This window comes from Ponticoccus litoralis, assembly GCF_039769985.1.
Taxonomy (GTDB): Bacteria; Pseudomonadota; Alphaproteobacteria; order Rhodobacterales; family Rhodobacteraceae; genus Ponticoccus; species Ponticoccus litoralis.
Window position 1 is genome coordinate 878915 of record NZ_JBDNCH010000002.1, and the last position, 19263, is coordinate 898177.

Sequence of the window (19263 nt, forward strand, 5' to 3'; positions counted from 1 at the left end):
GGGAGCGCGTAGCATGCCAAGCGACTGGACGGACCCGCGGGACTGGACCTCCCGGGACGCCTATCTTGACTGGACCCGCCATCTTGCCGCCAGACGCGCGCCCCTGCACCCGAGTCGATCCCGAACCCGCCCCCGCGCTGGAGCCGGTCTTCGTGCGCCTGCTGGCCCCGGACACCGCATCGCGCCAGCGGCTGCTGGATCTGGTGTCCGACCCCGCCTCGCCGCTGTTCATGGATCCGCACGAAGAGGCACGGTTGTCCGAGCGTCTGGCCGAAGGCGCGGCGGAGGGCCTGCCCGACGAATACGCGCTGTACCGCCGCTGGCGCACCCCCGACAGCGCCCATGCCGACCTCTTCGAGGTGCTCGACACCGGCATCGAGGTCAGCGCCACGCGTCGGCCCGCAGGCGGCCAGCCCACCCTGCCCGCCACCGAAGAGCTGCCCGAGGACACGCCTGTCGTCGCGCTGATCGACGACGGCATCGGCTTCCTGAACGCCCGCTTCTGCACCGCCGGGACGGACGGCCTTCGGACCCGGTTCCGCGCGCTCTGGCTGCAATCGCTGGAGCGGTTTTCCATCGACACCAAGCAGATCACCTGCGGGCAGGTTCTCGACCCCGCGGCGATAAACGCGCTGCTGGACCGCCGGGACGAACAGGGCAGCTATGCGGCGCTGAACGCCGGGCTCTACGGCCCGCAGACCCGCTGCGAGACGGCGCGCAACGCGACCCACGGCAGCCATGTCCTTGACCTTGCGGCGGGGGCCGATCCGCTGGACGCCTCCGATCCGGTGCGGGGCTGGCCGCTGCTGGCGGTGCAACTGCCGCCCGAGGCGATCGACGACACCTCTGGCATCCGCTTCGAGAACTACATGGTGCAGGGCCTGCGCTGGATCCTGCGCCAGGCCCATGCGCTGGCCCCCACGGCGCCGGTGATCGTGAACCTGTCGCTGGGGGTGACCGCCGGCCCCAAGGACGGCAGCCGCTTCGTCGAACACCAAATGGCCCGCGAGGCCGCCGAGTGGGAGCGGGTGAAGCGCCAGCCGGTGCGGCTGGTCTGGGCCTTCGGCAACACCTATCGCGGCAGTCAGGTGGCGCATCACGCCTTCCCGGCGGCGGCCGCGCAGGAGGACCGCGAAACGCAGATCGGCTGGCGCGCCCAGCCCGATGACGAGACGGCGAATTACCTAGAGATCCGCACCTGCAACGCGGCCTCCACCGATATCGAGGTTTCGGTCTGTTGCCCCATTGGCGCGGAGTCGGGCTTTGCCGCGCTGGCCCCCGGGCAGGTCCGCACGCTGGAACGCAACGGCAAGGCGCTGGCCCGGCTGTACCATGTGCGCGAACGCCGCTTCGGCGGCGGCGTGGTCAGCCCCGCGCATTACGTTCTGGCGCTGGCGCCGACGCGCGGGCGCAAGGCGGCAGAGCCCCTTGCCGACCCCGGGCGCTGGACCCTGAGGCTGCGCTACGGCGGCACGGCGGGGGCGCAGGTGGTGCTGCAGGTCCAGCGCGACGACGCCATGCGCGGCGCCATGGTGCAGGGCCGCCAGTCCTACCTCGATTGCGAGACCAGCGGGGTCTGGGATGCCGAGGAGATGGCCTATACCGGCTTCGCCGAGGATGGCCCGGTCCGGCCCGAAGGCAGCCACAGCGCCGACGCGACGGTGTCCGCGCGCCAGATCTTCAGCTGCGGCGCGGTCCGGGTAACCGGGCGGGTCGCGGCGCGGCGCAGCGCCGAGAACTTCCGGCCCTCGCGCTACAGTGCCATGGGGGCCGCCTGGTCGGTGCCGGGGCCGACCGCCGCCACGGTGGCCGATACCGGATCCTTCCGGCCCGGCATCCGCGCCGCCGGAACACTGTCGGGCACGGTGCGCAGCTTCAACGGCACCAGCGCGGCGGCTGGGCGGCTGACCCGCGCGCTTGGCATGTCGGCGGCGCGGATCGTGGAAAACGCCAGCAGGGCAGAGACGACCCCGCTAGACGACATCGCTGAGGATGCGGTGCCCATGGTCGCGACGGAAGAGGCGGACCATGCGCGGCTGGGCAAGGCGATTGTCCTGCCCGGCAAGCGCTGAGGCGACAGTGCCACGACGCGAATGGGGTGGTCCGGCGCACCGGTGGCCGCCCCGCGACCGGTCAGGCCAAAGCGCCCGGCGGGCATCCCGACCTTCGAGACAACGCAACGGGAAAGCTCAACCCCCGGTCAGGCCGCAGCCCTCGCGCGGGCGGCACCCCGGAACGAAACGGCAGGCAGGCCTAAAGAAGCGCGCGGATCGGGTCCAGCAGGCCCTTGCTGCGCAGGGTCCGGACCGGGTAGCTGTCGTCGTTCAGGATGCGGTCGATGGTAAAGCCCGGCTCGATCTTGGCCAGCTTCTGCGCAACCGCCTGCGCCTTGTCCAACTGGCCTTCCAGCGCGTAGAGCGCCAGCAGATGCCGGTGCGCGGGCCGCGACAGCGGGGCCGAGCGGGCCGCGGCCTCCCCGGCGGCGATGGCCTCTTGCGGGCGGTTGCAGCCGATCGCGATGATGCAGTGCCCGGTGTCCCAGTAGTGCCGGAACGGCGAGGTCCGGGCCAGAAGCTGTCCGCGCCGTGAGGCTTCGAAGGCGCCGTTCAGGTCGCCGGACAGCATCAGCCCTTCCGACAGGGACTTCCACGCGAAGGCATTGGCCGGGTTCCGTTCCACCGCCGACTGCGCGAGGTCGAGCACCCCGGCGCTGTCCCCCAGCGCGGTGCCGCGCACCTTCGAGATGATCGCGTGCACCAGCACGTTGTCCGGCGCCAGCTCCATCGCGCGGTAATGCAGGTCGACCGCCTCTTCCATCAGCGCCGCCTGATCGCTTTCGGGCATCTCGATCATCTGGGTCAGGCGGATCATGCTGGCCCAGGCCAGGTAGACGCCGTTCTCGTCGCGCTTGAAGGCCTGATCCATCAGCCCGTAGGCCTCGCGCAGGGCGTCCTGCTCGAAGCTGAACATCCGGTAGAGGCCCAGCCGCGACAGCGCCGTCGACCGCGTTTCGGGGCGGTCCTTGTCCAGCACATGCGGCAGCTTGCCGATGATCTGGTCCGCCGCCTCGAAGACGGTACGCGAGATCTCCAGCTCTCCGGTCAGGATGTCCGAGAGGTTGGGCATGTGCTGCAGCTTGGAATAGAGGATCCGCGCCGAGGGCTGGTGGATCGCCTTGATGAAGACCGCATGCTCGTTGCCGTTCTGCAGGAGTTGCGCGTTGACGACGATGTCGCTGACCTGTGCCTCGGGCGCCGGAAGGTCGTCGCTTTCGGCCTGCCGCCACGCGCGGACCTGTTCGGCGATGTTCTCGCCGATCTGGTTGGCCAGAACCTCGCCCATCATGCGGTCGCGCGCCGGGCCGTCCGTCTCGACCCGGCAGTTGATCAGGATGCCGCGCCCGTCCGTGGGCGCGGTGCGCGCGATCCGGGACTGAAGCTCGGCCCGTTCCAGCCGCAGCCAGTCCTCGAACTCGGGATCGCGCACGTCGATCCCCTGCAACAGCTCGATCCGGTCGTCGTCGGGCACCACCTCTTCGTGCAGGTCGACGCGCACCCGCGCCGGATCAAGCCAGACATCCGTCCGGTCCGCCTCCAGCACGGCCGAGGCCTCGCCAAGCGCCGCGCGCAGTTTCGACAGCGCCTGCCGCAGGTTCGCGCTGGCCTGTTCCGGGCCGAAGGTGGACCACAGCTTGTCTTCCAGCCAGCGGCGCGGGCGGCTCATCTCGGGGCTGAGCGCCAGCATGGCCAGCAGCGCCTGGTTCTTGGCGCCCTTCAGCACAAGCGCGGACCCGTCCGGACCGCGCAAACGCAGCGGCCCCAGAACCTCGACCCGGATATGCCTGTTCATCTGGCCGTCCATGCCCTGCACCCTACCCCCGGACGAAACGCTAGCACCGGTGCGACGCAACGGCAACGGACGTTAAAATTCCGCAAAACGCAGGCGGATGGCGTGAATACTCTTTGACGCCACGAAAACCGGCAGGGCACTGTCTGGCAGCAAATTCGGAGGGACGTCATGCCGGTCTTTGGCCTTTTCAACTCGCAGAACAGCCAGAACTCGCAAAACAGTCAGAATTCGCAGAACAGCCAGAATTCTCAGAACAGTCAGGCGACCGAGAATTCGCAGGGCGGCCCGGACAGCGGGGTTTCCAGCGCCGCGCTGGCGGTGGCGCGGGATGGCACCATCGGCTTCTGGGACGGCAGCGCCGACCGCCAGCCGAAACAGGAGGGCCGGGACAGCTGGGCGGCGATGAAGGCCATGGCCACCGGGCCGCGGCGCAACCTGATGGATCAGGCCATCGGGGCGCTGTTCTCGGTCAGCGCGCCGGAACCGGGCAGCGGCGCCGGCGAGGGCAGCGTCGCCATTCAGGGCAACCCCCTTGTGCGCCTGACAAAACCCTCGAACGCCTTTCTGGCGGAAAAGCAGCTGCCGCACCTGCGCGGCTACGCCGATCTGCGCGCCGACCGCCTGCCCGAGATCATCATGCAGACCGGCGACATCCAGAGCTTCTTTGCGCTGGTGGGCTACATGTCCCCCGAGGCGACCAAGTGGACGCTGGCCCTGAGCCAGGCGATGCTGCGGCTGTGCTCCATGCTGGAAATGCCGCTGAAGCACGGCTTTGACGTGGCGCGTCCGATTGCCATGTCCACCGGGGTCCAGCCACTGATCCAGACGCCGGGCCACGGGGCTCGGCCCTCGGGGCACGCGACAGAGGCTTTCGCGCTGGCGACCCTGCTGACCCGGCTGTTCCACGACCGCGCCTTCGATCCGGTCGAAGAGATCCGCACCGGCGCGCCGCTTTTTCGCCACGCCGAGCGGATCGCGATGAACCGCACCGTGGCCGGGGTGCATTTCCCGACCGACAGCATGGCGGGCGCGGTGCTGGGGGTGACGGTGGCCGAAGCCTTCGTGAAACTGCTGGACGGCGCCGCGCAGGCCCCGTCGCGGCATTTCAAGGGCGCCGCCTATGCGGGCGACTTCACCCTTGCGACGCTGACGGCCTCTCTGGCCGATCCGGCGGTGATCAGATCCGGCAGCGTCGGGCTGTCCGGCGAGGCCCTGCCCGCCTGGCTGACCCGGATGTGGCAAGAGGCCGTCGAAGAGTGGTGACCCGCCCGGCCTGATACGGCCCGCGCGGCGGGGCGCCGGAGCCATCGCCCCGCGGCCCCGCCCCGGGCTCGGCTGCGGCATTTGGCGCGATGACATCCCCCGGGCCGGCGACAGGCCTGCGGCGAACCACCACGGCGCGGCAGGGCCATGGACCCGTCGCGCCGCCTCATCTTGGTGTCGTCTGCGGCATTTGGCGCGGTCATGACACCAAGGCAGTCCACAGGCCCCGGGTCGGACACGGCGCCATAGCGCGGCGCCTTGCCACTGGTAGAACGGCAGCGGCCATGGCGCGCCCCGGTGGCGGCGCCGGGCGCGCGCCACCTAACCCCCTTGCCAGCAGGCCCGTCCGCCCCCACTTTGCGCCGATGGACTGGCGCGATACCGGCATTCTTCTGACCACCCGCAAACATGGCGAGACCGCCCTGATCCTCGACGTCTTCACGCCGGGGTACGGGCGCCAGACCGGCGTGCTGCGGGGCGGCGCATCGCGCAAGCGCGCGGCCTCGCTTCAGCCCGGGGCGCAGCTTGACGTCACCTGGCGCGCAAGGCTCGACGACCACATGGGCGCCTTCACCGCAGAGCCTCAACGCTCGCGCATGGCCGCCGCGCTGGCCGACCGGCTGGCGCTGGCGGGGCTCTCCGCCGTGACCGCGCTTCTGGCCTATGCCCTGCCCGAACGCGAGGCCCATCCGACGCTTTACCGGCACAGCGAGCAATTGCTGGACCTGCTGGGCCAGCCCGCGCTCTGGCCGCTGGCCTATCTGCGCTGGGAAATGCGGCTTCTGGAAGAGATGGGCTTTGCGCTGGACCTGTCGTCCTGCGCCGTCACCGGGGCGACGGAGGGTCTGGCGCTTGTCTCGCCGCGCACCGGGCGCGCCGTCACGCGCGAGGGCGCCGGGGACTGGGCCGACCGCCTGCTGCCCCTGCCGCCCGTGCTGCGCGGCGAGGGCGCGGCGCCGGATAGCGAGATCGTCGAGGCGCTGATGGTGACGGGGCATTTCCTGACCGACCACCTGGCCGCCGAGATCGTCGACCGCCCCCTGCCCGCCGCGCGCGAGGCCCTGATGGATCGCATTCGCGCCCGCGCCGGGGGCTGATCACAGCAGCCCCCGGCGCGGGCCATCAGGTCCGGGCGGCGCAGCGGCACCGCCCGCAGCCCGCCACAAGCCCCGCCTTACTCTGCCGGGGCCGGGACGAAGACCATGCCGCCGCCCGCGCCGTCGCTCAGCACCAGCTTGCCGCCCTCTTCCACCGCCGAGGTCATGGCCTCCAGCCGCTCGAAGAAGCGCCCCTCGTCGCTCAGATCCGGGCAGGCCATCTGGGTCGACGCAATCGGCCCGAGGTCGAGCGCCGGAAGCGTCCCTTCCCGGCTGCCGAAATAGCCGTTGCAGGGCGCCTTGCCGGAAATCCGACCGGGTTCCGACAGGTCCACCGTCGCGCGCGCGGCAAAAGCCTCGCCGTCCAGCGTTTCGATCTGCCAAAGCCCGGGGATCGTCTCGGGCTGCGCCCCGCATCCCGCGACCGCAAGGCCAGCGACAAGAACCAGATACCGCATGTCATTCTCCAAATCTGCGTTTCCCCCAAGATGGGACTCCTTTGGGCAGGCGCAACACCGACCGGCGGAAATCGGCGGACCTTCCCCCCGGAGCGATCCGGGCTAAGTCATCCCGCATGAAATGGAACCTGCCCAATATCCTCACCGTCCTGCGCCTGCTTGCCGCCCCCGGCGTCGCGGTGATGTTCCTGTATTTCCACCGTCCGCTGGCCGACTGGTTCGCCCTGCTGCTGTTTGTCACCGCCTCGCTGACGGACTGGATCGACGGCAAGCTGGCGCGGGCGTGGAACCAGGAAACCAAGATCGGCACCATGCTGGACCCCATCGCCGACAAGGCCATGGTGGTGATCGCGCTGATGGTGATCGTCGGCTATTCCTCGATGTCGCCCTGGCTGGTGCTGCCCGCCACCGTGATCCTGTTCCGCGAGGTCTTCGTCTCTGGCCTGCGCGAGTATCTGGGCGACACGGCAGGCACGCTGAAGGTCACCAAGCTGGCCAAGTGGAAAACCACCGCGCAGATGGTCGCCATCGCGACGCTCTTTGCGCAGGGGGTCTTCGAACACTACCTCGGCATGTCGGCTTTCGGCATGGATCAGGCCCTGTTCGAGCGTATCATGGCCGGAGAGGTGCCCGACGAGCTTGGCCTTGGCTGGAAGTACCGCGGCATGATCTGGGCGGGCCACGCGGGGCTTGCCCTGCTCTGGGTCGCCGCCGCGCTGACGCTGATCACCGGCGGGGACTACTTCCGCAAGGCCCTGCCCTTTCTGAAGGAGGAGCGCTGATGGACGTGCTGTATTTCGCCTGGGTCCGCGAAAGGATCGGGCTGGCAAAGGAACGCATCGACACCGAGGCGGCCACGGTCAGGGATCTGGTGGCCGAACTGGTGGCCCGCGAAGAACGCTACGCCGCCGCCTTCGCCGATACCTCGGCCCTGCGCGTGGCGGTGGATCAGGAACTGACGGATTTCGATGCCCCGCTGGAGGGCGCCCGCGAAGTCGCCTTCTTCCCGCCGATGACCGGGGGCTGAGATGCGCGTGGTTGTGCAGGAGGCGCCCTTCGACTTCGGCGCAGAGGCGGCGGGCTTTGCCGCCGGGCGCACCGACATGGGCGCCGTGGTGACTTTCACCGGCGTGGTGCGCGACACCGGGCAGGACGCCCTCGACGTCATGGAGATCGAGCACTACCCCGGCATGACCGAAAAGGCGCTGGAGGCCATCGCGGCAGAGGCCATGGCGCGCTGGTCGCTGGGCGATGCGCTGGTGATCCACCGCTTCGGGCGCATGGCACCGGGCGAGCAGATCATGATGGTCGCCACCGCCGCCCGGCACCGCAAGGACGCCTTCGAGGCCGCCGAGTACCTGATGGACTACCTGAAGTCCCGCGCCCCCTTCTGGAAGAAGGAACACGGGCGCGACGGCACCTCGTGGGTGGCGGCAAGGGACGAGGACGAAGAGGCGCTGACCCGCTGGTAACCCGGGGCGCGCGCCCGATCCCGCCTTTCCCAATCCCACCCGCTTTGGTAAAGATATCTGACCACAGCGAGGCCCCGTCATGCCCTTCGAAAAGGTCCAGCCCGAGAAACTGTCGCTTGCCGTCGTCCGGCAGATCGAGCGGCTGATCCTGCGCGGCATCCTGCGCCCCGGCGAACGCCTGCCCTCGGAACGCGAATTGTCCGAGCGTCTTGGCGTCTCGCGCCCCTCGCTGCGCGAGGCGGTGGCCGACCTGTCCGAGCGCGGCCTGCTGGAAACCCGCGCCGGCGCGGGCATCTTCGTGACCGAGGTGCTGGGCTCTGCCTTCTCCGCCACGCTGGTGCAGCTGTTCGCCAGCCACGACGAGGCGGTCTTCGACTACCTGTCCTTCCGGCGCGACATGGAGGGGCTGGCCGCCGAGCGCGCCGCCGAGGCAGGCACGGAAAGCGACCTCAAGGTCATCGACACGCTCTTCACCCGGATGGAGGCGGCCCACGGCAAGCGCAACCCGGCGGAAGAGGCCCGGCTGGACGCGGACTTTCACCTTGCGATCATCGAGGCCAGCCACAACGTCATCATGCTGCACATGATGCGCTCGATGTACCAGCTGCTGCGCGAGGGCGTGTTCTACAACCGGCAGGTCATGTTCAAGCAACGCACCACGCGAGAGGCGCTGCTGGACCAGCACCGCAGCATCAACGCGGCGCTGCAGGCCCGCGACAGCGCCGCAGCCCGCGCCGCCGTCGAGGCGCATCTGAGCTTTGTCGAGGCCGCGCTGTTTGCCGACCGCAAGGCGGACCGCAACGAGGCCATCGCGCGCCAAAGGCTGATGCGGGACGGCGGCTGAGGGTGTCCCGCCGGGGTCATCGCGCGGGTGAGATTTATGCGGGAGGGCGGTTGAGGACGTCCCGCCGAAGCCATCGCACGGCAGCGAAGAATACGCGAGGAGGGGAAAGGCTGCGTCGCACCCGCCCCCTCCTGCTCCCCTGCCGCCTTTCGAGTGAGCCTTGGAGAGCATCCGTCCGTTCGAACCCTCGCCCCTTATCCAAAACGCGATGGGCCGCGCCATCGCGGGGCCGTGGTCCGGCGATCTTCGGTTTCTGGAAGGCAGCTTATCCCCGCCAAACCCGTATAAACTCAGACAGGTCGCGCAGGCAGCAGCCAAATCGCCGGGCCCCGGGACGGCCCGTCATGTCGGAGACATGCCTCCGGCATGATGGCGCGGCGGCCTGCGGCCTTGATGCCGCGCCGGGTGGGCGTGACGAAGGTTGGTTCTCAAAAGCGGTACAGGACCTTGCCACCCGTTCCGAAAAACCGGGGCTGCGACCGCCCTCATGGCCATGGCACCGAGTGGCTGTCACCTCCGCTGCGCGGACATGACCTTGCCACATGCCGCGAAAAGACGGGGCCGCGACCGCACACATGGCCATGGCTCCCAGTGGCTGTCACGTCCGCTGCGCGGACATGACCTTGCCACATGCCGCGAAAAGACGGGGCTGCGACCGCACACATGGCCATGGCTCCCAGTGGCTGTCACGTCCGCTGCGCGGACATGACCTTGCCACATGCCGCGAAAAGACGGGGCTTTTCGCGGCATGAAAAAACCCGGGCGCGAGCGCCCGGGCCAGTGGTCTCTGGACTGAGTGGAAGGAAAAACTCAGCCCTTCGAGAATTCGGGATAGGCCTCCATCCCCAGTTCGGCCATGTCGAGACCCATGATCTCTTCCTCTTCCGTGACCCGGATGCCGGTGACCGCCCGGAGGATCAGCCACAGAACCGACGAGACGACGAAGACGAAGACACCGACGATGATGATCGAGATCACCTGCCCGCCGATGGTCGCGTCGCCGTTGGTCAGCACCACGGCCAGCGTGCCCCAGATACCCGCAAAGAGGTGCACCGGGATGGCGCCGACCACGTCGTCGATCTTCAGCTTGTCGAGGAAGGGCACGGCGAAGACCACGATCACGCCACCGACGGCACCGATCAGGGTGGCGGCACCCAGCGTCGGGGTCAGCGGTTCGGCGGTGATCGAGACCAGACCGGCAAGGGCACCGTTCAGCACCATCGTCAGATCGACCTTCTTGAACAGAAGCTGCGTCAGGATCAGCGCCGCGAAAGCGCCACCGGCTGCCGCCATGTTGGTATTGGCGAAGATCCGGCTGATATCGGCCACGTCACCCACCGAGCCCATGGCCAGCTGCGAGGCGCCGTTGAAGCCGAACCAGCCCATCCACAGGATGAAGGTGCCCAGCGTCGCCAGCGGCAGGTTCGAGCCCATCATCGGAATGACGCGACCGTCCTTGGCATATTTGCCGATGCGCGGCCCCAGGATCAGGGCACCCGCCAGGGCCGCCCAGCCACCGACCGAATGCACGACCGTCGACCCGGCGAAGTCGAGGAAGCCGTACTGGCTGTCGAGGAACCCGCCGCCCCACTTCCACGAGGCCTGGATCGGGTAGATGAGGCCGGTCAGCACCGCGGTGAAGATCAGGAAGGGCCAGAGCTTGATGCGCTCGGCCAGCGTGCCGGAGACAATCGAGGCGGTGGCCGCGCAGAACATCAGCTGGAAGAAGAAGTCCGAGCCGGTCGCGGCATAGCCATAGTCGTCCGCCGCATCGCGGGTCACGCCCACGGCCTCCAGAACCGCGACGCCGAAGGCGCCGAGGTAGCCGCCGGTCTCATCGGTGCCGATGGACCAGCTGCCCAGCGGGTACATCACGTTGTAGCCGATCAGGTAGTACATGATCGCGGCGATCGCGAAGAGGCCCATGTTCTTGGTCAGCTGCATGGTCACGTTCTTCGACCGCACGAGGCCCGCCTCGAGCATGGCAAAGCCCGCGGCCATGAAGAACACGAGGAAGCCGCCCACGAGGAACAGCAGCGAGTTGAAGATGAAGATCGAATCGGAGGAGGCATCGGTGCCGACAACCGGTCCGGCTTCGGCCACCGCTTCGGCGGCCTCGGCAGCCTCCTGCGCGAAGCCGAGGCCGGGCAGCGCGATCATAAGCGCGAGCGGAGCCAGGGTCTTGAGTTTGGTCATGGTCGTTTCCTCGTGAAAATCTGGCGCGTCTTACAGCGCGTCTGCGTCGGTTTCGCCGGTGCGCACCCGCACGGCCTGCTGGACATCCAGCACGAAGATCTTGCCGTCACCGATCTTGCCGGTCTGGGCGGTCGCGCGGATGGTTTCCACCACCTCATCGGTCATGGCCCCCGAAACGACGATCTCCAGCTTGATTTTCGGCACGAAGTTCACGGCGTATTCGGCGCCGCGGTAGATTTCGGTGTGACCGGACTGCGAGCCGAAGCCCTTGATCTCGGTCACCATCATGCCGCGCACGCCAATGCCGGTCAGAGCCTCGCGGACCTCTTCCAGCTTGAACGGCTTGATCGTTGCAATGATCAGTTTCACCTGTGTCCCCTTCAATCAGGCGGGGCGGACCCCGCAGTGGCAACGGCAGAGGAGCGCGCCACGGGGTCCAAAATGAAGAGCGGGCTTGAATAAGCGGCGGCTGAAGGATACTGAGCGCATAAAATTTATGCGCCATTACGTTTGCGCCTAAAATTTAATCTGAAGTAAAACGGTCCCCGGGCTTGCAGCCAGTCAACATTCCCCCCAATTGCGGGTAGTGTCCCGGGCAAACAAAACGGACGAGCAGCGCAGATGACACCCAGGGGACGAAAGCCGTCGCGGCTTGTGGCCGACCGACGCTATTCCGCCGAAACCGGGAAACCCAAGAGCCCGAAGGGAAGCAAGCCCTCGGGCCGCAGGCCCACGCGCCGCAAACCGGCGCGCAAGCCCCGGGGCAACCGGCTGGTGCGGGCGATCACATGGCCGTTCCGCGCGCTCTGGGCGCTGGTCTGGCGCGTCACCCTGTTCACGACCGTGGTGCTGGCGCTGGTGGTCGGCGCCTCTGTCTACTACGTCTCGTCCACCCTGCCCGAGGTCGCGGCCCTGACCGACGGGCGCGCGCGCGGTTCCGTCACCCTGCTGGACCGCGACGGGCGTGCCTTCGCGATGCGCGGCGACCAGTTCGGCGGCGTGGTCTCTGCCGACACCGTCTCTCAGCATCTGGTCAACGCGGTCATCGCCACCGAGGACAAGCGTTTCTACCGCCATCTCGGGGTCAGCCCGCGCGGCGTCGCCGGGGCCATCCGCATCAACCTCTCGGAAGGGCGCGGGCCGCTCTCGGGGCACGGCGGGTCCACCATCACCCAGCAGGCGGCCAAGCTGATCTGCCTTGGCGTGGAATACGACCCCAGCGAATGGGAGTCCGAGGCCGACTATATCGCCGACTGCCGTCGCGGGTCGCTGACGCGCAAGATCAAGGAAGCCGTCTACGCCATCGCGATGGAGACGAAGTACACCAAGTCCGAGATCCTGACGATCTACCTCAACCGCGCCTACATGGGCGGCGGCGCCTACGGGGCCGAAGCCGCGGCGCGGCGCTACTTCGCGAAACCGGCGTCAGAGCTGGACCCCGGTGAATCGGCCATGATCGCCGGTCTGCTCACCGCGCCCTCTTCGCTGGCCCCGACCGCGAACCTCGAACGCAGCCAGCGCCGCGCGGCCACGGTTCTGCGCCTGATGGAGGAACAGGGCTACCTGACACCGGCAGAGGCGCAGCGCCATCAGGACAACCCGGCCACGATGCCGCCGGAGGCACAGGATACCTCGGGCGGCTATTTTGCCGACTGGGTGATGCAGTCGGGGCCAGAGTTCTTCACCCGCAAGACAACCGACGACGTCATCATCGAGACGACGCTGGACCAGCACATCCAGAAGGCGGCGGCGCGCGCGGTGAACCAGATCTTCTCCGAGAAGGTGCGCGAAGGGTCAAAGGCCGAGGTCGCCGTGGTGGTCATGTCGGCGGACGGCGCGGTGCGGGCGATGATCGGCGGGCGCGACACCGATGCCTCGGGCCTGTTCAACCGCGCCTTTCAGGCGGTGCGCCAGACCGGGTCGGCCTTCAAGCCCTTTGTCTACGCCACCGCGCTGGAACTGGGGCATTCGCCGCTCGATACCGTGGTGGACGAACCCTACTGCCTGAACATCCCCGGCTCGGGGCAATGGTGCCCCGAGAACTACTCGCGCAGGAACTACGGGCGCGTGACGCTGGTCGAGGCGCTGAAGCGGTCGCTGAACATTCCCACCATCAAGGTGTCGGAATCGGTCGGGCGCGATCTGGTGATCCGCGTGGCGCGCGACTTCGGCATCGTGCGCGAGCTGCATGACGTGCCCTCGATGGCGCTTGGCACCTCCGAGTCGACGCTGATCGAAATGACCGGAGCCTATGCGGGCATCCTGAACGGCGGGTCCTCGGTGACGCCCTACGGGCTGCGCCAGCTGCGGCTGAAGGGCGACTCGGAACCGCTGATGGGCACCGGCGGCGGCATCGGAGAACGGGTGATCCGCCCCGAGGCGGCGGCGCAGCTGATCTGGATGATGGAAAAGGTGGTGTCCGAAGGCACCGTACGCCGCGCCAAGGTGCCCGGCTGGCAGGTTGCGGGCAAGACCGGCACAAGCCGGGAGGCGCGGGATGCCTGGTTCGTGGGCTTCACGGCGGATTACGTGACCGGCGTCTGGATGGGCTACGACGACAACACCTCGCTGACCGGCGTCACCGGCAGCGGCCTGCCCGCCGAGATCTTCCAGGCGGTGATGGCGGGCGTGCACGAGGGCGTCGACCCCGTGCCCCTGCCCGCGCAGGCGCCGCCGCAGCCGGAACCGCAATACGTCGAACCGGTGCCCCAGCCGCAACCCCAGCCGGCACCGCAGCAGCAACGCCGCCGGGAAAGCGTGCTGGAACAGGTGCTGCGCGACATCCTCGGCGGGGGCTGATCGGAGCAATGGCGGGGGCGGCAGCACCTCGCCATAGCCCCATCGCGGCGACGCGGATCGCGCATCCCCACCGGCCCCGCGACAGTGCCGGGCCGGTAGCATAGCGGGCCAGCGGGGTCGCGGGCCGCGCTGCCCGGGCGGCGGGGCGCGTGACACCGACCAAGCCGGACAGGCTGCGCGACATCTCTGATTAGAAGAAACTGCCCGCAGGCAGGTGAGCCGCACCAGCGCAGGGCCCTGGTCCGGCGAACCGACACCTCTGGAAGGCCGTTTACCCCGGCCAAGTCCGTCGGACCTTTTCAGGTTGCGCCTGCATCGGCCAAATCGCCAGACCGTCGCACCGAAGGTGCGCCTTCCACATCCATACCGAAGGTGCGCCGCCTGCATCCATACCCCAGGTGCGCCTTCTGCATCCGCACCGAAGGTGCGCCGCCTGCATCAGCCCGCCTTTGGCGGGACGGTCAGCCCGTCATGTCGAAGACATGCCTCCGGCAGGATGGCGCGGCGGGCTTCGCCCTTGATCCCGCGCCAGGCGGTGGGTCGGAACGTTGCGCGAACCAGCACTGCCTCACGGCCCGGGACTCCGCCCGTTCGCCCTCGGACCGGCCCCCGGCAGGTCCACAGCTGCGCGGATCGGGGCTCACCCCGCCTTGCGCAGGTCCGCGATCATGGCGTCGATGTCGCCGCGGCGGCGGTCCAGCATGGCGCCGATCTCGCTGCGTTCGGTCAGCAGCATGTTCACCCCCTCGACATACATGTTGAAGAAGCGGTTGTTCTCCGACACGTGGAAGGTCACCGTGAAAGGATCCATGCTGCGCAGAAAGGCCGTCGACTTCACCTCGAAGCCGTTCTTGATCCGGCCCACCGACTGGACCTCCAGCCGGCCGCCCTCGAACTCGCGGAAGCGTTTGCCGTATTTGCGCGCGATGTAGCCGGTGAAGGCATCGGTAAAGGCCTTCTTCTGCGCCCCCGAGGCACGCCGCCCGTCGACGCCCATGGCATAGGCCGCAATCACCCGCGTATCGCCGTATTTCTTGAAGATGCGCTCGAACTCGCCGTACATCGCCCCCGGGGACCGGCCCGAGGCGATGACCCGGTTGATCTCGGAGACCATGCCCTCGATCAGGCCGCGCGCCTGCCCCTCGCTCAGCGCGAAGCCGGGGCTGGCGACACCCGCCAATACCGTTGCAAACCCGCCTGCCAGAATGCCGCGTCGTGAGAAATTCATGATACCCCCGGGAAAATTCAGAATCCTGATACATCAATGGCCGTGGGGTCGATTTCGTTCCCCGGCGCCTCCTGACCCAGCTCGAACCGGCGGTTCTGCATGTAGATCAGCTTCACTTGATCATAGGAGTCGGCGCTTTCATAGAGCACCGAATCGACAGTGTCGGAATATTGCCCACGGTCGCCCACCATCTCCAGCGTGCGGGCCGCGGTGCCGATGTAACGCTCGGGCGCAGGCACCAGGTAACTGACCGGATCCAGGAACAAATCCGCGAAGCGCCCGATGGCGTCGCGCTCCGTGGAGGGCCCCAGAACCGGCAGTTCCAGATAGGCGCCTTCCGGCACACCCCAGACCGACAGCGTCTCTCCGAAGTCGGTGCCGTTCTCGGGCAGGCCCATCTCGGTGGCCACATCCGCAAGCCCGCCAAAGCCCATCAGGACATTCGCGGAAAAGCGCAGCGTGCTTTTCGAGGCCGCGCCCAGCCGCCCCTGCAGCACCTGGTTCACCACCGTCTGGGGCAGCGACACCGTCTCGGCGAAGTTGGAAATCCCCTGCTGCACCTCGTCCGGCACGGTCCGGGAATAGCCACCGCCGGTGCCCTTCAGAAAGCGTTCGTCGACAGCGCGGTTGAAGGCATGGGTGCGGCGGTTGCTGGCTTCATAGGGGTCGTAGACACCGTCCGCGGGGATATCGCCCGGCCCCGGAAGGCTGCACCCGGCCACCATGCCGGTCATGGCAGCCCCCCAAATCATCCGGTCAACCCGCATTCCCGCAACATCCTGTGCAAAAGCCTTGGGAAAGCGTACCGATCCCCCTAAAAGGCTACTTAAATTCATTTCCCAGGGGACCCAACTTTGGTGGTCGGATTCACACCTGTTGTGGCAGATTGGCGACAAGCCTCGCCGAAGGCCCAGACTGCCACAGAAACCGGCTTCTGACAAAAGAAAGGGTCAGGCACGACCATGACCGCCTCGAGAACTAGGGACACCGTACCGCGACGAATTGCGCGCCGCACGCCGCCAGAGCCGCCCGTATTACTGGTTCGTCGCCATCTTCAGCTTCTTCGTGAACATGCTGATGCTGACCGGCCCGCTTTACATGCTGCAGGTCTACGACCGCGTGCTGGGCTCGCGGTCCGAGGCGACGCTGGTCGCGCTGTCGGTGCTGGTGGTCTTTCTCTACGGCATGATGGGCATTCTCGACTACGTCCGGGGCCGGATCATGGGCCGCGTCGCGGCACGGTTCCAGGCGGCGCTGGACCTGCGGGTCTTCGACGCGGTCATGCGGCGGTCGACGGTGCAGCCGGACGACCTGGCGCAGACCGGGCTGCGCGACCTCGAATCGATCCAGCGGCTGATGTCCTCGCCGGTGCTGATGGCGGTCTTCGACATCCCCTGGACGCCGCTGTTCATCGCCGCGATCTTCGTCTTTCACCCCTGGCTGGGGTATCTCGCCCTTGCGGGCGGGGCGGTGCTGATCGTCGTGACCTTCGTCAACCAGGCGGTGACGCGGGCGCCCTCGCTGAAATCGAACGCCGCCGTGATGCAGGCCGAGAAGACCTCCGAGCAGATCCGTGCCGAGGCCGAGATGGTGCAGGCGCTGGGGATGCGCCGCGACGCCTTCCAGCGCTGGATGGTGGCGCGCGGCGACGCCCTGCGCGGCCAGATCGCCACCGCCGACCTGACCGGCACCTTCACCACGCTGACCAAGACCTTCCGGCTGTTCCTGCAATCGGCCATGCTGGGCCTTGGCGCCTACCTCGTGCTGCAGGGCCAGCTGACGCCCGGCGCGATGATCGCCGGGTCCATCCTGATGGGCCGCGCGCTGGCGCCGGTGGAACTGGCAATCGGCCAGTGGGCCGCCGTGACCCGCGCCCGCAAAGGCTGGGACAACCTCGCCCAGCTGCTGACCGAGACCCCACAGGAACCGCCGCGCACCGCCCTGCCCCGCCCCGAGGCCGGGCTGGAGGTGCAGCAGCTGACCGTCGTCGCCCCGGGCGAGCAGCAGGCCGCCCTGCGGCTGGTCAGCTTCACCCTGATGCCGGGGCAGGCGCTGGGGGTCATCGGGCCGTCCGGCTCCGGCAAATCGACGCTGGCGCGCGCCCTGACCGGCATCTGGCGCCCGGCGGGCGGCAAGATCCGCCTCGACGGCGCCTCTCTGGACCAATACGGGCCGGAGGTGCTGGGCCAGCACATCGGCTACCTGCCGCAGCGGGTGACGCTTTTCGACGGCACCATCGCCGAGAACATCGCCCGCCTGTCGCCGCAACCCGACGCGCAGAAGGTGGTGGAGGCCGCGCAGAAGGCGGACGCGCACGAGATGATCCTGAAGCTGCCCAATGGCTACGACACCCGCGTCACCGCCGCCGGCGGGCGCCTCTCCGGGGGCCAGATACAGCGCATCGGACTGGCCCGCGCCCTCTATGGCGATCCGGTGATCCTGGTGCTGGACGAGCCGAACTCGAACCTCGACAACGAGGGCTCGACCGCCGTCAACAAGGCGATCAGGGGCTTCAAGGCGGAAGGCAAGTCGGTGCTGATCATGGCCCACCGCCCCGCCGCGATCCAGGAATGCGACCTGCTCCTGATGCTCGAGGGCGGCAGCCGCGTCGCCTTCGGTCCCAAGGACGAGGTGCTGCAGAGCATGGTCAAGAACCACCAGCAGATCCAGAGATCCGCAAGCCCCGGAGGTGTGCGATGAGCAGCCCCAGCCCCTTCCCCACCCGCGGCCCGATGATCCTTGGGATCGTCGCCCTGCTGATCCTCGTCGGCGGCTTCGGCACATGGGCCGCAACGACGAATATCTCGGGCGCGATCGTCGCCTCGGGGTCGATCGAGGTCGACCAGAACCGGCAGGTGGTGCAGCACCCGGACGGCGGCGTCGTGGCCGAGATCCGCGTGCGCGAGGGCGATACGGTCGAGGTCGGCGATACGCTGATCCGGCTGGACCCGACCCTGTTGCAGTCGGAACTGGCGATCACCGAGGGCCAGCTCTACGAGCTGATGGCGCGGCGCGCCCGCCTGCACGCGGAACGCGATACCGCCGCCGACATCACCTTTCCCGAACCGCTGCTGACCCGCGCCGAGGCCGACGAAGAGGTCAGCGAACTGGTCGAGGGCCAGCGCAACCTCTTCCTCGCCCGGCTGGAGTCGGCGGCCCGCGAGATCGAGCAGCTGTCCAAGCGCAAGGACCAGATCGCCGACCAGGTGCGCGGGATCGAGGCGCAGCAGGTGGCGCTGGACGAGCAGCTTGATCTGATCCGGCAGGAGCTGGAAAACCAGCAGTCGCTGCTGGAACGCGGACTGGCCAAGATCGGCACGGTTCTGGCGCTGCAACGCGAACAGTCGCGGCTGACCGGCACCGTGGGCGAGCTGATCGCCCAGAAGGCGCAGGCCGAGGGGCGGATCACCGAGATCGACATCCAGATCCAGAGCCTGCAGACCCAGCGCCGCGAGGAATCCATCACCACCCTGCGCGACCTGCAGTTCCGCGAGCGCGAACTGGCCGAACAGGCCCGCGCCCTGCGCGAACGCCTCAGCCGGATGGAGATCACCGCGCCGGTGTCCGGTGTGGTCTACGGCATGACGGTCTTCACCCCGCGCTCGGTGATCCGCCCGGCGGACCCGGTGCTGTATCTCGTGCCGCAGGACCGCCCGCTGGTGATCGCGGCGCAGGTCGAGACGATCCACATCGACCAGCTTTTTGTGAACCAGGAGGTCTCGCTGCGCTTCGCCGCGCTGGACCAGCGCCAGACGCCGGAGCTGTTTGGCCGCGTGGTGCAGATCTCTGCCGATGCCTTCGAGGACCAGTCGACCCGCGTGCGCTACTACCGCGCCGAGATCGTGCTGAGCGAGGGCCAGATCGACCGCCTGCCCGAGGGCACGGCGCTGATCCCCGGCATGCCGGTCGAGGCCTTCATCCGCACCGCCGACCGCACCCCGCTGGCCTACCTCGTGAAGCCCTTCACCGACTATTTCGCCCGGGCCTTCCGCGAGACCTGATCGGGCGGGGGAAGCCGGTTCGAACCGGCTTCGAACGGCCTTCGAAGGCCGTTGCC

General features: G+C 68.2%; 16 protein-coding genes. 10 read left to right on the forward strand and 6 right to left on the reverse strand.

What is annotated here, in order from left to right; translation table 11 throughout:
• Nucleotides 1-65: 65 nt before the first annotated feature.
• Nucleotides 66-2072 (forward strand): S8 family serine peptidase, encoded by a 2007-nt coding sequence (locus ABFB10_RS05360; RefSeq protein WP_347165716.1) that lies wholly within the window; start codon nt 66-68, stop codon nt 2070-2072.
• A 181-nt stretch (nt 2073-2253) separates the two neighbouring features.
• Here ABFB10_RS05360 and ABFB10_RS05365 read toward each other — a convergent pair whose 3' ends face one another.
• On the reverse strand, nt 2254-3849 hold the full coding sequence (locus ABFB10_RS05365; protein ID WP_347165717.1) for an AfsR/SARP family transcriptional regulator: 1596 nt from the start codon (nt 3847-3849) through the stop codon (nt 2254-2256).
• 168 nt (nt 3850-4017) lie between these two features.
• On the opposite strand from ABFB10_RS05365, the gene ABFB10_RS05370 reads away from it, so the two are divergent.
• A complete protein-coding gene (locus ABFB10_RS05370) occupies nt 4018-5112 on the forward strand; it encodes a phosphatase PAP2 family protein (RefSeq protein ID WP_347165718.1) in 1095 nt (364 codons plus the stop codon).
• A gap of 365 nt (nt 5113-5477) precedes the next feature.
• Nucleotides 5478-6209, forward strand: a complete 732-nt coding sequence (gene recO, locus ABFB10_RS05375; RefSeq protein ID WP_347165719.1) for a DNA repair protein RecO — start codon at nt 5478-5480, stop codon at nt 6207-6209.
• 77 nt (nt 6210-6286) lie between these two features.
• Here recO and ABFB10_RS05380 read toward each other — a convergent pair whose 3' ends face one another.
• The gene (locus ABFB10_RS05380; protein WP_347165720.1) at nt 6287-6667 is read right to left on the reverse strand and encodes an META domain-containing protein; all 381 of its coding nucleotides are present in this window, start codon (nt 6665-6667) and stop codon (nt 6287-6289) included.
• A 116-nt stretch (nt 6668-6783) separates the two neighbouring features.
• On the opposite strand from ABFB10_RS05380, the gene pgsA reads away from it, so the two are divergent.
• From pgsA to ABFB10_RS05400, 4 genes are all read left to right on the forward strand, one after another.
• A complete protein-coding gene (gene pgsA / locus ABFB10_RS05385) occupies nt 6784-7449 on the forward strand; it encodes a CDP-diacylglycerol--glycerol-3-phosphate 3-phosphatidyltransferase (protein ID WP_347165721.1) in 666 nt (221 codons plus the stop codon).
• The gene (moaD, locus tag ABFB10_RS05390; RefSeq protein WP_347165722.1) at nt 7449-7694 is read left to right on the forward strand and encodes a molybdopterin converting factor subunit 1; all 246 of its coding nucleotides are present in this window, start codon (nt 7449-7451) and stop codon (nt 7692-7694) included. The genes pgsA and moaD overlap by 1 nt, the downstream gene beginning before the upstream one ends.
• Nucleotide 7695: 1 nt before the next feature.
• On the forward strand, nt 7696-8139 hold the full coding sequence (locus ABFB10_RS05395) for a molybdenum cofactor biosynthesis protein MoaE (RefSeq protein WP_347165723.1): 444 nt from the start codon (nt 7696-7698) through the stop codon (nt 8137-8139).
• A gap of 79 nt (nt 8140-8218) precedes the next feature.
• On the forward strand, nt 8219-8983 hold the full coding sequence (locus ABFB10_RS05400; RefSeq protein ID WP_347165724.1) for an FCD domain-containing protein: 765 nt from the start codon (nt 8219-8221) through the stop codon (nt 8981-8983).
• Nucleotides 8984-9793: 810 nt separating this feature from the next.
• Here the strand turns inward: ABFB10_RS05400 and ABFB10_RS05405 are convergent.
• Entirely contained in the window at nt 9794-11179 is a 1386-nt protein-coding gene (locus tag ABFB10_RS05405) for an ammonium transporter (RefSeq protein WP_347165725.1), read from the reverse strand.
• 30 nt (nt 11180-11209) lie between these two features.
• Entirely contained in the window at nt 11210-11548 is a 339-nt protein-coding gene (locus tag ABFB10_RS05410) for a P-II family nitrogen regulator (RefSeq protein ID WP_347165726.1), read from the reverse strand.
• A 252-nt stretch (nt 11549-11800) separates the two neighbouring features.
• On the opposite strand from ABFB10_RS05410, the gene ABFB10_RS05415 reads away from it, so the two are divergent.
• Nucleotides 11801-13978, forward strand: a complete 2178-nt coding sequence (locus tag ABFB10_RS05415; protein ID WP_347165727.1) for a transglycosylase domain-containing protein — start codon at nt 11801-11803, stop codon at nt 13976-13978.
• A gap of 640 nt (nt 13979-14618) precedes the next feature.
• On the opposite strand, the gene ABFB10_RS05420 is transcribed toward ABFB10_RS05415, so the two are convergent.
• Together ABFB10_RS05420 and ABFB10_RS05425 are read right to left on the reverse strand one after the other, a co-directional pair.
• A complete protein-coding gene (locus ABFB10_RS05420; RefSeq protein WP_347165728.1) occupies nt 14619-15206 on the reverse strand; it encodes an MlaC/ttg2D family ABC transporter substrate-binding protein in 588 nt (195 codons plus the stop codon).
• A 17-nt stretch (nt 15207-15223) separates the two neighbouring features.
• Nucleotides 15224-15940 (reverse strand): MlaA family lipoprotein, encoded by a 717-nt coding sequence (locus ABFB10_RS05425; RefSeq protein WP_347165729.1) that lies wholly within the window; start codon nt 15938-15940, stop codon nt 15224-15226.
• Nucleotides 15941-16208: 268 nt separating this feature from the next.
• Between ABFB10_RS05425 and ABFB10_RS05430 the strand changes: the two genes are divergently transcribed.
• Both ABFB10_RS05430 and ABFB10_RS05435 read left to right on the forward strand, forming a co-directional pair.
• The gene (locus tag ABFB10_RS05430; protein WP_347165730.1) at nt 16209-17906 is read left to right on the forward strand and encodes a type I secretion system permease/ATPase; all 1698 of its coding nucleotides are present in this window, start codon (nt 16209-16211) and stop codon (nt 17904-17906) included.
• On the forward strand, nt 17903-19207 hold the full coding sequence (locus ABFB10_RS05435; RefSeq protein ID WP_347165731.1) for an HlyD family type I secretion periplasmic adaptor subunit: 1305 nt from the start codon (nt 17903-17905) through the stop codon (nt 19205-19207). Before ABFB10_RS05430 ends, ABFB10_RS05435 begins: the two co-directional genes overlap by 4 nt.
• The last annotated feature ends 56 nt before the right edge of the window (nt 19208-19263 follow it).

Coding starts and splice junctions, on each gene's coding strand:
- ABFB10_RS05400 (WP_347165724.1), top strand. CDS start 8,219: ATGCCCTTCGAAAAGGTCCAGCCCGAGAAACTGTCGCTTGCCGTCGTC.
- ABFB10_RS05405 (WP_347165725.1), bottom strand. CDS start 11,179: ATGACCAAACTCAAGACCCTGGCTCCGCTCGCGCTTATGATCGCGCTG.
- ABFB10_RS05370 (WP_347165718.1), top strand. CDS start 4,018: ATGCCGGTCTTTGGCCTTTTCAACTCGCAGAACAGCCAGAACTCGCAA.
- pgsA (WP_347165721.1), top strand. CDS start 6,784: ATGAAATGGAACCTGCCCAATATCCTCACCGTCCTGCGCCTGCTTGCC.
- ABFB10_RS05435 (WP_347165731.1), top strand. CDS start 17,903: ATGAGCAGCCCCAGCCCCTTCCCCACCCGCGGCCCGATGATCCTTGGG.
- ABFB10_RS05365 (WP_347165717.1), bottom strand. CDS start 3,849: ATGAACAGGCATATCCGGGTCGAGGTTCTGGGGCCGCTGCGTTTGCGC.
- ABFB10_RS05380 (WP_347165720.1), bottom strand. CDS start 6,667: ATGCGGTATCTGGTTCTTGTCGCTGGCCTTGCGGTCGCGGGATGCGGG.
- ABFB10_RS05425 (WP_347165729.1), bottom strand. CDS start 15,940: ATGACCGGCATGGTGGCCGGGTGCAGCCTTCCGGGGCCGGGCGATATC.
- recO (WP_347165719.1), top strand. CDS start 5,478: ATGGACTGGCGCGATACCGGCATTCTTCTGACCACCCGCAAACATGGC.
- ABFB10_RS05415 (WP_347165727.1), top strand. CDS start 11,801: ATGACACCCAGGGGACGAAAGCCGTCGCGGCTTGTGGCCGACCGACGC.
- ABFB10_RS05395 (WP_347165723.1), top strand. CDS start 7,696: ATGCGCGTGGTTGTGCAGGAGGCGCCCTTCGACTTCGGCGCAGAGGCG.
- ABFB10_RS05420 (WP_347165728.1), bottom strand. CDS start 15,206: ATGAATTTCTCACGACGCGGCATTCTGGCAGGCGGGTTTGCAACGGTA.
- moaD (WP_347165722.1), top strand. CDS start 7,449: ATGGACGTGCTGTATTTCGCCTGGGTCCGCGAAAGGATCGGGCTGGCA.